The 11,925-nt window shown below is 40.4% G+C and carries 13 protein-coding genes; 5 read left to right on the top strand and 8 right to left on the bottom strand.

The features are described from left to right. Positions 1 to 53 precede the first annotated feature (53 nt). Complete coding sequence (locus A6B40_RS09340; protein WP_025247397.1) at positions 54 to 1,322, top strand: NRAMP family divalent metal transporter; 1,269 nt, start codon at positions 54 to 56, stop codon at positions 1,320 to 1,322. Positions 1,323 to 1,376: 54 nt separating this feature from the next. Here the strand turns inward: A6B40_RS09340 and ligA are convergent, their stop codons facing one another. Then, positions 1,377 to 3,434 (bottom strand): NAD-dependent DNA ligase LigA, encoded by a 2,058-nt coding sequence (ligA, locus tag A6B40_RS09345; protein ID WP_176672220.1) that lies wholly within the window; start codon positions 3,432 to 3,434, stop codon positions 1,377 to 1,379. Positions 3,435 to 3,499: 65 nt separating this feature from the next. After that, positions 3,500 to 4,399 carry a cell division protein ZipA gene (zipA, locus tag A6B40_RS09350; RefSeq protein ID WP_112110660.1) on the bottom strand — a complete coding sequence of 300 codons (900 nt, stop codon included), beginning with the start codon at positions 4,397 to 4,399 and terminating at the stop codon, positions 3,500 to 3,502. A gap of 115 nt (positions 4,400 to 4,514) precedes the next feature. Here zipA and cysZ point away from each other — a divergent pair, with 115 nt between their 5' ends. Continuing rightward, the gene (gene cysZ / locus A6B40_RS09355) at positions 4,515 to 5,393 is read left to right on the top strand and encodes a sulfate transporter CysZ (protein ID WP_138317569.1); all 879 of its coding nucleotides are present in this window, start codon (positions 4,515 to 4,517) and stop codon (positions 5,391 to 5,393) included. Positions 5,394 to 5,459: 66 nt separating this feature from the next. On the opposite strand, the gene A6B40_RS09360 is transcribed toward cysZ, so the two are convergent. The 3 genes from A6B40_RS09360 to exbB are packed head-to-tail and all read right to left on the bottom strand — an operon-like array spanning position 5,460 to position 7,245. After that, positions 5,460 to 6,302 carry a TonB family protein gene (locus tag A6B40_RS09360; protein WP_176672221.1) on the bottom strand — a complete coding sequence of 281 codons (843 nt, stop codon included), beginning with the start codon at positions 6,300 to 6,302 and terminating at the stop codon, positions 5,460 to 5,462. 13 nt (positions 6,303 to 6,315) lie between these two features. Then, positions 6,316 to 6,753 (bottom strand): TonB system transport protein ExbD, encoded by a 438-nt coding sequence (exbD, locus tag A6B40_RS09365; RefSeq protein ID WP_025216834.1) that lies wholly within the window; start codon positions 6,751 to 6,753, stop codon positions 6,316 to 6,318. 36 nt (positions 6,754 to 6,789) lie between these two features. Beyond that, positions 6,790 to 7,245: a TonB-system energizer ExbB gene (exbB, locus tag A6B40_RS09370; RefSeq protein ID WP_025216835.1), complete on the bottom strand. Its 456-nt coding sequence runs from the start codon at positions 7,243 to 7,245 to the stop codon at positions 6,790 to 6,792. Positions 7,246 to 7,399: 154 nt separating this feature from the next. Between exbB and glpE the strand changes: the two genes are divergently transcribed. Both glpE and A6B40_RS09380 read left to right on the top strand, forming a co-directional pair. Continuing rightward, the gene (glpE, locus tag A6B40_RS09375) at positions 7,400 to 7,726 is read left to right on the top strand and encodes a thiosulfate sulfurtransferase GlpE (protein ID WP_025216836.1); all 327 of its coding nucleotides are present in this window, start codon (positions 7,400 to 7,402) and stop codon (positions 7,724 to 7,726) included. 43 nt (positions 7,727 to 7,769) lie between these two features. Continuing rightward, positions 7,770 to 8,615: a co-chaperone YbbN gene (locus tag A6B40_RS09380; protein WP_176672222.1), complete on the top strand. Its 846-nt coding sequence runs from the start codon at positions 7,770 to 7,772 to the stop codon at positions 8,613 to 8,615. 51 nt (positions 8,616 to 8,666) lie between these two features. Here the strand turns inward: A6B40_RS09380 and dhaM are convergent, their stop codons facing one another. From dhaM to dhaK, 3 genes are read right to left on the bottom strand one after another with little or no spacing between them, the layout of a single operon-like run. Next, entirely contained in the window at positions 8,667 to 9,074 is a 408-nt protein-coding gene (gene dhaM / locus A6B40_RS09385; protein WP_176672223.1) for a dihydroxyacetone kinase phosphoryl donor subunit DhaM, read from the bottom strand. 9 nt (positions 9,075 to 9,083) lie between these two features. Further along, entirely contained in the window at positions 9,084 to 9,710 is a 627-nt protein-coding gene (dhaL, locus tag A6B40_RS09390; protein WP_176672224.1) for a dihydroxyacetone kinase subunit DhaL, read from the bottom strand. Positions 9,711 to 9,728: 18 nt separating this feature from the next. Next, a complete protein-coding gene (gene dhaK, locus A6B40_RS09395; RefSeq protein ID WP_176672225.1) occupies positions 9,729 to 10,799 on the bottom strand; it encodes a dihydroxyacetone kinase subunit DhaK in 1,071 nt (356 codons plus the stop codon). A 163-nt stretch (positions 10,800 to 10,962) separates the two neighbouring features. Here dhaK and trxB point away from each other — a divergent pair, with 163 nt between their 5' ends. Next, positions 10,963 to 11,919: a thioredoxin-disulfide reductase gene (gene trxB / locus A6B40_RS09400; RefSeq protein ID WP_025216841.1), complete on the top strand. Its 957-nt coding sequence runs from the start codon at positions 10,963 to 10,965 to the stop codon at positions 11,917 to 11,919. Positions 11,920 to 11,925: the final 6 nt, after the last annotated feature.

An 11,925-nucleotide genomic window follows, 5' to 3' on the forward strand; every position in this document is an offset into this window, starting at 1 on the left:
TTATGAGTAGAATGAAAACTTATTCGAGGTCTTACACATATTTTGGAGAATATATGACACAACAAATAGAACAATCAACTTGGAAAAGTAAATTTGCCGCAATGGGACCGGGTATTTTAATGGCATCAGCAGCTGTGGGTGGTTCGCATATTGTTGCTTCCACTCAAGCGGGGGCGATTTATGGTTGGCAATTAGCGATTATTATTATTTTAGCAAACTTGTTTAAGTATCCGTTTTTCCGTTTCGGAGTGCAGTACACTTTATCTAGTGGCAAAAGTTTATTAGAAGGTTATAAAGATAAGGGTGGTATTTATCTTGTTATTTTCTTTATTCTAAATGTACTGGCAGGTATGATTAATACTGCAGCCGTGGGTATTGTAACTGCTGCAATCTTAAAATTTATTTTTTCAGCACTAGGTGTTTCATTTGATTTAAGCATTCCAATGGCAGGAACAATCGTGATTGTAGTAACCTGGGGAATATTGCTTTTAGGAAAATATCGTTTCTTAGATTCTCTCTCTAAATGGATTATGATTGCTCTAACCATTTCAACAGTAACAGCGGTAGTTATTGCAGCGTTAAAAGGCGGTATTCCAGTTGCTCCTGATTTTATTGAACCATCACCTTGGAATTTAGCTGCTCTTGGTTTTATTGTTGCATTAATGGGCTGGATGCCTGCACCAATTGAAATTTCAGCGATTAACTCAATGTGGGTTATTGCCAAAAAACGTTTTAGTAAAATCAGCTATCAAGATGGTATTTTTGACTTTAATGTGGGTTATATTGGTACAGCAATTTTAGCAATCGTATTCTTAGCATTAGGTGCATTAGTACAATATGGTTCAGGCGAACAAGTTGAGCAGGCAGGTGTAAAATATATTGCCCAATTAATCAAAATGTACGCCTTTGCAATTGGTGATTGGTCTAAACTGTTAATTGCATTCATTGCCTTTATGTGTATGTTTGGTACAACCATTACGGTTATTGATGGTTATTCCCGTGCGAATGCAGAAACATTGCGTATTTTAACAGGGCGTAAAGCGCATTCTCAAACAGAATTAGCGATTTGGTTAACACTCACATCTGCAATTGGCATCTTAATTATTAGTGTATTTATGAGTGATGTAGCGGCAATGCTGAAATTTGCAATGATTTCATCATTTGTTTCAACGCCAATTTTTGCGTGGTTAAACTTTTCATTAGTGTTGAAAGGTGAACATCGTGTAACAGGTGGATTATTCTGGTTAGCTGTAGTTGGGCTAATTTATTTAACTGCTTTTGCCTTACTATTCTTAGCACAGCAGTTTGGTATTATTGGGTAATTAAGTGAAATAATAAACAAAAGGGCAGTATTCCATCAGATACTGCCCTTTTTATTAGCCTTTTGTGAGCTCAATAAATCCTTGTTCGCTGAGAATTTGTATCCCTAATTCCTGAGCCTTAGTTAGCTTTGAGCCTGCTTTTTCACCTGCGATGAGGTAATCGGTTTTACTTGAAACCGAACCTGAAACTTTGCAGCCTAGACTTTGTAATAGAGCTTTGGCTTCATCTCGGGTCATTTGGGTGAGAGTGCCAGTTAACACTACGTTTTTGTCTTTTAATGGATTATCGACAATTTCAATTTTAACTACATTTTCCCAATGCACGCCTTGAGTAATCAAATCTTCAACTACTTCAACATTATGTGGTTCTTGCCAGAAGCTAACGATGCGGTTTGCTACCACTTCGCCCACATCTTGCACCTCTTTTAATTGCTCGAAAGTGGCTTGGCGAATTGCTTCAAGTGAACCGAAATGGTTAGCTAAGTTCAAAGCAGTTGCTTCCCCAACTTCACGAATGCCTAATGAGAACAAAAAGCGGGGAAGGGTGGTATTTTTCGCTTTTTCGATACTGTTTAGGGCATTTTGAGCCGATTTTTCGCCCATTCGTTCTAATCGCATTAAAGTTGTATGATCGAGCTTGAATAGATCGGCTGGAGTTTTAATTAACTCACGAGCCATTAACTGCTCAATCAGTTTTTCGCCTACGCCGTCAATATCCATCGCTTTGCGAGAAACGAAATGTTTTAACGCTTCTTTGCGTTGGGCTCCGCAGAACAGTCCGCCAGTGCAGCGTGCTACGGCTTCGCCTTCCACACGCACCACCGCTGAATTACAGATTGGACAAGCGGTCGGAAATTCAATTTTTTTTGCATTTTCAGGGCGGCGTTCAGCAACCACCCCTGTAATTTGTGGAATAACATCGCCTGCACGGCGAATAATCACGGTATCGCCAATCACAATGCCTAAACGTTCAATTTCATCGCCATTATGTAGCGTAGCATTGCTTACTGTTACACCTGCTACAAACACAGGCTCTAATTTTGCAACAGGCGTGATTGCCCCTGTTCTTCCTACTTGGAAATCTACTTCTTTCAAAATAGTCATTTCTTCCTGTGCAGGGAATTTGTAAGCAATTGCCCAGCGTGGGGAGCGAGAGATAAAACCAAGTTGCTCTTGTAAGGCAATGTCATTGACTTTCAATACTGTGCCATCAATATCATAGCCTAGCGTTGGGCGTTTAGCTTGGATTTCAGCATAATACGCCAAGAGTTCTGTTTTGCCTTGAGCTAAGCGGATTTCATTATTGACAGGTATGCCAAGCGATTTGAGCCATTGCAAACGCTCAAACTGAGTGTTTGGCAATTCATCATCACTTTCATAAATGCCAATACCGTAAGCATTTAGCACGAGTGGGCGTTGGCGAGTAATTTTTGGATCTAACTGTCTTAACGAACCTGCTGCCGCATTACGAGGGTTAGCAAAGGTTTTCTCGCCTTTGGCTAAGGCTTTTTCATTTAACTCATTAAAGCCCGCTTGTGGCATAAACACTTCACCACGAATTTCTAAACGAGCTGGTGGATTGAGCGTGTTTAGTTTTAATGGAATATTACGAATGGTACGGATATTGGCGGTAATATCTTCGCCTGTTGTGCCATCGCCTCGGGTAGCTGCACGGGTAAGTAAGCCGTTTTCATACAAAATACTTACGGCTAAACCGTCTAATTTCGGCTCGCAGCAAAATGTTAACTCATTTGGATTGGCAATAATATAGCTTTCCATTCGGCGTAAAAAGCCATCTAAATCATCATCACCAAAGGCGTTATCTAACGAAAGCATTGGCATTTCGTGTGTAACTTGAGCAAAGCCTGATAATGGCTTTGCACCCACTCGTTGCGTTGGCGAATCTGCGGTAATCAGTTCCGGGCGTTGCCATTCAATATTTTTCAGTTCATTCATTAAGCGGTCGTATTCCGCATCCGGTACGCTAGGATTATCTAAAACGTGATATTCATACTCGTATTGACGTAACTTTTGGCGAAGCTGTTCGATTTGCTCAACTAACGCTGATGTTGTATTTTCTTCAAATAAAGAGCCTTGGCTAAATAAAGACATTGGTAAAATTCTCTACAAAAAAGACCGCTTGTAACAAGCGGTCGAAAAAACAATTATTTTTGCAATTAATGCATTACACGTTGCATATAACGTTGGCGGGATTCTTCGCTAAATGGCTGTTGAGCATCGTCATATAAATAGCCACCGAGCGATGATGCCAAGTGTTCCGCATTGCTCAGTAACAATTTCATATTCACAATATCGTTGCCTTCGGTTGGTAACTGCATAAATAGTACCAAGCCAGCGGTCGAGAAGTTGGTAATATTGTGTAAATCAAATGTACCTGGGTTCATTAAGTTTGCCGCACTGAAAATAATTGGGCTGAGCGAATCGTCAATGTGTTGGTGGCGGTGGAAAATTTGGTGTTCGCCAAAACGCAACCCAACTTCTTCCAAGTAATGAACCACATAGTCGCCACGGAACGGCTCGTTTTGTGGTGCATAAACATAAAGCGTTACAAATGGGTTTTCTTCCTGCTCAGTTTGTACAACTTCGCTTTCTTCTACAGGTGCAACTTGCACTTCTTGTTCAGGAGTAATAGCAACATTAATCGTCGGGTTCGCAAAGTCAGGTGTATTTTGAATATGTTGCTGATTCGAAATTTGCTGACCATAAGTACTAACAGGCTCAGATATAGGTTGTTGAACAGGTGGTACTGCTTGAACTTGAGGTTCTCCCGGTAAACTGATTTTGATATTTTGCAATGAGCTTTCCACTTCCTGTTGGATCTGCTGTGGATTTTCTTCCGGTACAGACATCGCTTGATACTCATTAGCCTGTGGCTGCAACGAAGCAGGAATATTGTTATTTAACTCATTATTTGGTGGAGGCACAATAACAGGTCTACTTGAAAAGGTATTTGAGAAAATGTTCGATTTTTCACGGCGGGCAGACCAAATACTAAAGCCGATCAACACCGCAATCAATAATCCAGCTAGAATAAAGAAAATAATATGCAGTTCCATTGTGTCCTCTTTATTTTTAAATAATCAGTAAAAAATACATTTTCATATTTGCGAAAATAGTGTGTGTAGCTTACCATATTTCTAAAGAATTTTTGACAAAAAATAAGGAATCATTATGTCTTCTGTTTTTTCAGAGCCACAAAACCAAGTAGGGCTTGGTTTTCATTACTTTATTTATGGCTGGAAGTTGTTGCTGAAACGCCAATTTTTACCCTTTGTGATTTTTCCGATTTTGATTAATACGGTGTTAATGGTAGGGCTGATATGGGCGTTTTTTGCCAATATTGGTGGGTTGTTGGCATTAATGTTACCAAGTTGGTTGGAATGGCTTAGCTTTATTCTAATTCCGTTAATTTTTTTAATGATTTTAGTCGGCTTTTATTTTGCTTTTACCACATTAGCAAACTTTGTTGCAGCTCCTTTTAATGGTTTACTGGCTGAAAAAGTTGAACTACAACTGACGGGTGAGCCATTGGGCGATATGTCTTTCGGATCAATGTTAAAAGATGTGCCACGAATGCTAAAACGTGAATGGCAGAAAATGATGTACAGCATTCCAAGATTAATTGTTCTCTTTGTGCTTGGCTTTTTACCTGTGGTTGGGCAAACCATAGTGCCGGTTCTGACCTTTATGTTTGGTGCGTGGTTGATTGCAATTCAATATTGCGACTATCCGTTTGATAACCATAAAATCAGTTTTCAACGTATGCGAAATGCACTTGCACAATATCGCACCCTTAATTTTACTTTTGGTGCCTTAGTGAGCTTATTTACGATGATCCCATTTGTTAATTTGGTAGTAATGCCTGTAGCAGTGTGTGGGGCAACAGCATTATGGGTAAACGAATATCGCCATTTCTTCTTAAACAATCAAACAGGCGAGTTCAGCAAAGCAGACTATACCTTTAAACACCCTGGAACGGCAGTTAGTACGCAAACGCGTTCAGGTGAGGTAAGTAGAGATGTAAGAAATAGTGATGTAAGTCGCAAGTAACCGGTTGTTTTCTCTACGTTTTTTGCATTAACACCCTCAAAACTCATTACTTTTGAGGGTGTTTTTTTATTCAAGAGAAAATCTAATTGGTACGGTAACTGAAGGTGGGAAACCTGCTGGTGGCGATGGCATACTTACCGCCTGTGCACTTTTTACCGCGGCATTGTCCAAATTGCTGTTACCTGAAGAATTAACCACTGAGACATTTGAGATTGCTCCAGATGAGGTAACATTAAATTTAATAGTTACCGTGCCTGTTTTACGCATCATCTTTTCACGCTGAGGGTATGAATTATTTGCTTTACGTTGTAATGCACGCTGTAATGCGGTTTTATAAGCGGAAAGCTCGCTTGCATTGCCTCCTGTAGTCGAGGTTGAATTCAATGAGCCGCCTTTTTGCCCGCCTACAACGCCAGTAACCATTTTTTCGCCTTGTACCGCATTCGGAATAGCTTTTGCTACAATGCCTTGTTTAACTTCAGGACCACGCTCTAGGGCTTTGATTGGTTTTTGCTGAGGTTTCTCTCGCTCTTTTGGCTTCTCTTTGCGTTTCTCTTCTTTTAGTTTTTCTTTTTTCTCTTTTGGACGTTCTTTACGTTTTTCTTCCTTTGGCTTTTCTTTTTTCGGTTTTAGGACTGGATCAGGAATAGCTTCAGGCTCAGGTTGAACCTCTGGTTCAGGTGGCTCAACTTTTTCCGGCTCAATTTCCTTCACTTCTTCAGTAGTTTCGGGTGAAACTGCCACCTGTGGTTGCTCTAATAAAGCCGCAACCATTTCCATTGAAAGCGAATTTTGCTCTGCCGTTTTTTCAATTTTTTGCTCATTAAGCAAGGCAAAACTACCACCAATCAATGCACCGTGAATGGCTAATGAGGCAATTAATCCGATTCTAGAATGGTGTTTTTTCATCTCATTTATCCTACTAAGGCATTATTGGTGCTTGAGCTGGTGTGGTTGGCGTATTGGTAGCAGGTGTCGCAACGGTTTCTTTTTTCGTAATAATTGCCACATTTTTGATCTCATTTGCAGATAACACATCGGTTAATTCCACAAATTTTTCAAAAGCAACTGCACCATCAACTTTAAGTGATACTTTTTGGCTTTTATCCCAAGTTGAAACTTCCGCCACAAGCTGTTCTTTTGTGATAGGTTTGTCATTAAAGAAAAATTCATTGTTTTCAGTAATGGTCAAAAGTTTAGCAAGTTCATCTGCTTGCATCGGCTGTGTTGTTGTCGCTTTTGGTACATTCACTTGAATTTTACCTTGTGAGATAAAAGAGGCTGTAACTAACACGATAGCCAACAATACCAACATAATATCAATAAATGGGATGATGTTGATTTCATCAAATTTTTTCATCTTTATGCCTTCTTAATTTGCAAAAAATAGAGGAAATTAGACCGCTTGATGATTTTTAGCTTGTAGAGCTAACCATTTCAATTTATTTTCTTCTACTTTACGGCCAAAACCGTTATAGAAAACCATTGCAATAATTGCTACTAAAATACCTGCTGCAGTTGCTTTTAATGCTAAGGAAAGGTTTACCATAATAGCGGCAGCATCAATATCGCCACCTGATTGTCCTAAGTTGTAGAAGGTGAGAAGAATACCAATAACGGTGCCCAATAGCCCTATATAAGGTGCATTTGAGCCAATAGTAGAAATGGTGGTTAGGTTGTGGGTTAAGTCGATTTCTAATTCTTCTAAGGTGCTATATTTGGAAATATTCACTTTCGAATAGAACATAATACGTTCAATTGCCTTCCATACACAAATAACGCTTAATAAACCTAATAAACCTAAAATAACGAAGTCTGTATAACGTTCTAAAAAATGAAAAAGTTGATTCATATAAAACCTCAAAGAAAAAATGGATAAATCTCGCATTTGAAAATAGTTCGCAATTATATCTAATGAACATTGAATTTTCAACTCGAAATAATAGCCATTCTCTTAGCTATTTTATGGTATAGTTTTGCCTATTTATTTGAGGAATAAATCACTTATGGAAGTTACTTTTAAAGAAATACTCCCCCAGCAAGCGTGGGAATTAATGGAAAAAGAAGGGGCGGTGCTTGCTGATATTCGTGATGCTCGTCGCTACGTTTATAGCCACCCGCAAGATGCTTTTCATTTAACTAACCAAAGTTACGGTAAATTTTTAGACGAAGTTGATTACGATGATCCTGTTGTCGTTATTTGTTATCATGGGGTTAGTAGTCAAAGTACCGCTCAATTTTTGATTGAACAAGGGTTTGAAAACGTTTACAGCGTAAAGGGTGGTTTTGAAGCGTGGGAAAGAAACGGGCTACCTATTGAAACCTCTTATTAACACTACAATATAAAATGTAATTTTTAGCTTAAAGAAGATTTTTATGGACTATTTGGTAAATGTAAACGAACAAAATTTTAGTGAAGTGTGGAGTGCTGCAGGGCAAATGCCGACAGTGTTTCATTTTATTTCTCCCCGTGAGGTTGCCTCGCTAGAAATGGATGCTTTACTCCGCCGTATTACGGATGAAAACCCACAGCAATTTTTGTTGGCAACGATTAACTGTGATGAACAGCAGACATTAGCCGCACAATTTCGCATTCAACAAATTCCAACGCTTTATCTCTTCTCGAACGGTCAGCCGATTGATGCTATTCAAGGTGCGGTAAGTGAGCAAGAGTTGCGAATTCGGCTTGCTAATATTTTACCGAAAGAGGAAGAACTTAAATTTAACCAAGCTCTAGAACTTCTACAAGATCAACGCTACGATGAAGCCTTGCCTTTGCTAAAAGCCGCTTGGGAAATGACGGAAAAGAAAAACAGCGATTTTGCTTTGCTCTACGCTGAAACTTATATCGCAATGAAAAATGTTGAGCCGGCTCGTGAAATCTTAAAAGCGATTCCAATTCAAGACAGAGATAGCCGTTGGCACGGTTTGCAAGCTCAAATCGAGTTATTAGAGCAGGCGAGTGAATCCCCCGAGTTGCAACAGTTGCAAGCTGATTATGCTCAAAGCAAAACACCTGAAATTGCGATTAAATTGGCTAATCAATTACACCAAGCTCACAAAAATGAAGAAGCCTTAACGCTCTTATTTGATTGGTTGAAATCAGATTTGAATGTATCAAACGGCGAGCTGAAAAACCAATTTTTAGCAATATTATCAGCACTTGGAACAGATCCTATTGTGTCTAAATTCAGAAGACAGCTTTATTCTCTGCTGTATTAATAAAATGAAAATGCCGTAACTGATTACGGCATTTTTTGTTTTAAGCGAGGCTTATTCCGCTTGCTCTTGTTTAAGCTGAGCGGCTTCATTGGCTTCTTTTAAAATTAACTCTAAGCTATCGCCGGCTGAGGCTGCTACCACCGCAGCAAAAGCTCCCTCCACTAAAGGTGCGTAGCTGATAACCACTTTTTCGGCAATTTCCGGCTCAAGTAAATCAATAGCGGTTTGGGTACTTAATACTGCACTGCCTAAATCGACAAAAACAATCACACCATCAGGTGTAAAGACCGATTCAATCGCCTGCATAATTTTAACGGCGTCAGTGCCGATCGGATTATCCGCATCGTCAATTCCTCCTGCAACAGCAATTCGGCAACCGCCTTGAGCCATTTGTGAAAGAATTTCAGAGACTCCCTCCGCGAGTTTTGCGCTATGAGAAACAATGACTAAATTAACCATATTTTCTCCTTACTGTACTGCGTCTGCCAAGGCTTTGAAAATATAGTAACTCGAAGTAGCCCCTGGGTCTTGATGCCCTGCACTTCGTTCTCCCAGATAGCTGGCTCGTCCTTTTTTAGCAACAAGAGGGACTGTTTGATTTGCAAAATTTTCTGCTTTTTCGACCGCTTGTAACAAAATTGGGCCAATCGATTGAGAGATATCTGCTTTTTTTAGCTCAGCCAGCAAAGGCAACCATAGATCGCACATTGTTTTGTCACCAATTTCTGCTTTCCCTCGTTGCACAACGCCTTCAATTCCTTGTTCCAAGCAAGCTAACAGTTCAGAGAAAGTAAGGCTTTCTTTCGTATTTGCACTTTGTGCAGCTTTAATGAAAAATGTACCGTAAAGTGGACCGCTTGCACCTCCAACTTGTGAAAGTAAGGTCATTCCGACCGTCTTTAAAATTGTGCCGATGTCTTTGTCTTCCACCGTTTTAGCTTTTTCAATTGCTTTGCTAAAGCCACGCTGCATATTCAAGCCGTGATCTCCATCGCCGATAACGGTATCCAACTCGGTCAAATAATCACGCTTTTCGTCCATTACTTGTTGGCATAATTCAAGCCATTTTAAAATTTGTTGTTTTGATATTGTCATATATTTTCCTTAAAATGATTATTCGCCCCAGCGCCATGCAGGGGTATTAACCGGTGCATCCCATAATTGCAGAATATCATCATCGGCTTTGAGTAAGGTGATAGACATTCCTTGCATATCTAAAGAAGTGCAATAGGAGCCAACAAGGCTACGTTCAATGGTTAGACCAAAAGATTCGCATTCTTTTTCGAGGGTATCATAAACGGCATAAAGCTCTGAAAGCGGTACAGAACCTAAATTATTTACAAGAGCAATAACGTGATCGCCTTTCTGGAGCGCTTGCTTACTTTCTTCTACTTCATTCCATTGTTGGGTTTGATTATCCCAATGACGAATGGTTCGAGTGTAATCGCCGTGAGCAATTAAAGTTTCAAACATCTGTTTTACGGTTTTATCTAAATTCTCAAACGGACGGCGTTCAATGCCAGGTTCACCGTGAATACCCACACCAAACTCCATTTCATTTTCTGCTAAGGTAAATGATGGTTTACCTGCGGCTGGCACGGTACAAGCGCCAAGCGCAATACCAAGAGAGTGTCCGTTATTATTGAGTTTATTACCAAGTTCAGCAAGCTCGGTTAAGGAATAGCCTTTGTTTGCGGCTGCACCGAGTAATTTTTCAATCAAGACGGTATTGGCAACACCGCGGCGACCGGCGGTATAGAGGCTGTCTTTTACTGCCACATCATCATCAACCAATACCGTTGCCACTTGCACACCACTATCTGCCAATAATTCAGTTGCGGTTTCAAAATTTAGCACATCACCAGTGTAGTTTTTGATGATTAACAAAACGCCCTCGCCCCGATCTACTGCTAAACCACATTCAAACATTTGGTCTGGCGTTGGTGAGGTGAAAATTGCTCCCGGGCAAGCCCCATCAAGCATACCTTTTCCAATAAAGCCAGCGTGCATTGGCTCGTGTCCGCTTCCACCGCCTGAAATTAAAGCAACTTTCGGTTGATTACTTGGTGGTGTGCGATAAATATAGACAGGTTCTTTATTTAATATTAAGTCAGAATGTGCTTTTACGAAACCGGAGAGTTGTTCATCTAACACAGTTTCAATTGAATTAATAAGCTTTTTCATAAGTTTTCTCCTTTTAGAAGTGAGTGAAGCGGCTTTAATCTACAGGAAAAGTGTTGATATTTCTGTTAAGTGTGTCACAAAATCAAAAAAATTTGAGTGAAAACGAAAATAGAGTTGAATGGAATTTTAAGATAGAATACTACTACATTTATTGAGAGGATTTATGATGACAACCAAACACGCAAAACTATTAATTTTAGGCTCAGGCCCGGCAGGTTACACGGCAGCGGTATATGCGGCTCGTGCTAACTTGAACCCTGTTTTAGTCACCGGTATGCAACAAGGTGGGCAGCTGACCACCACTGATGAAATCGAGAACTGGCCGGGGGAATTTGAACACACCACCGGCACTGAATTGATGAACAAAATGCTCAAACACGCTGAAAAATTCGATACTGAAATTGTGTTTGACCATATTCATACGGTCGATTTATCTCAACGCCCATTTACCTTAAAAGGCGATTTACACACCTTTACTTGCGATGCGTTAATTATCGCAACCGGGGCATCGGCAAAATATTTGGGCTTACCGTCTGAAGAAAAATTCAAAGGCAGAGGCGTTTCCGCTTGTGCAACTTGCGATGGCTTTTTCTATCGTAACAAGCCTGTTGCGGTAGTTGGCGGCGGCAATACCGCGGTTGAAGAAGCGTTATATTTAGCGAATTTAGCCAGCGAAGTGCATTTGGTTCACCGCCGTGATAGCTTCCGTGCTGAGAAAATTTTATTAGGTCGCCTACAAAAACGCATTGAAGAGGGCAAAATCATTCTGCACACAGACCGCACCGTGGACGAAGTACTGGGTGACAATATGGGCGTAACCGGTTTGCGTTTAAAATCGACCAAAGACGAGAGCACCGAAGAAGTGAAAGTTGATGGTTTCTTTGTGGCAATCGGTCACGCTCCGAACACAGCAATTTTTGACGGTCAGTTAGAGCTTGAAAACGGCTATATTAAAGTGAAATCAGGCTTAGAAGGCAATGCAACGGCAACTTCGGTTGAAGGTGTGTTTGCCGCCGGTGATGTAATGGATCACAACTACCGCCAAGCGATTACCTCTGCTGGAACAGGCTGTATGGCAGCCCTTGATGCAGAGCGTTTCTTAGACGCTCAAGAAGCGTAAGGATAG

Source organism: Mannheimia varigena (assembly GCF_013377235.1).
In the GTDB taxonomy this organism is placed as follows: domain Bacteria; phylum Pseudomonadota; class Gammaproteobacteria; order Enterobacterales; family Pasteurellaceae; genus Mannheimia; species Mannheimia varigena.

Coding starts and splice junctions, on each gene's coding strand:
- A6B40_RS09380 (WP_176672222.1), top strand. CDS start 7,770: ATGGACTATTTGGTAAATGTAAACGAACAAAATTTTAGTGAAGTGTGG.
- ligA (WP_176672220.1), bottom strand. CDS start 3,434: ATGTCTTTATTTAGCCAAGGCTCTTTATTTGAAGAAAATACAACATCA.
- trxB (WP_025216841.1), top strand. CDS start 10,963: ATGATGACAACCAAACACGCAAAACTATTAATTTTAGGCTCAGGCCCG.
- A6B40_RS09340 (WP_025247397.1), top strand. CDS start 54: ATGACACAACAAATAGAACAATCAACTTGGAAAAGTAAATTTGCCGCA.
- zipA (WP_112110660.1), bottom strand. CDS start 4,399: ATGGAACTGCATATTATTTTCTTTATTCTAGCTGGATTATTGATTGCG.
- glpE (WP_025216836.1), top strand. CDS start 7,400: ATGGAAGTTACTTTTAAAGAAATACTCCCCCAGCAAGCGTGGGAATTA.
- dhaK (WP_176672225.1), bottom strand. CDS start 10,799: ATGAAAAAGCTTATTAATTCAATTGAAACTGTGTTAGATGAACAACTC.
- dhaM (WP_176672223.1), bottom strand. CDS start 9,074: ATGGTTAATTTAGTCATTGTTTCTCATAGCGCAAAACTCGCGGAGGGA.
- exbD (WP_025216834.1), bottom strand. CDS start 6,753: ATGAAAAAATTTGATGAAATCAACATCATCCCATTTATTGATATTATG.
- exbB (WP_025216835.1), bottom strand. CDS start 7,245: ATGAATCAACTTTTTCATTTTTTAGAACGTTATACAGACTTCGTTATT.
- dhaL (WP_176672224.1), bottom strand. CDS start 9,710: ATGACAATATCAAAACAACAAATTTTAAAATGGCTTGAATTATGCCAA.
- cysZ (WP_138317569.1), top strand. CDS start 4,515: ATGTCTTCTGTTTTTTCAGAGCCACAAAACCAAGTAGGGCTTGGTTTT.
- A6B40_RS09360 (WP_176672221.1), bottom strand. CDS start 6,302: ATGAAAAAACACCATTCTAGAATCGGATTAATTGCCTCATTAGCCATT.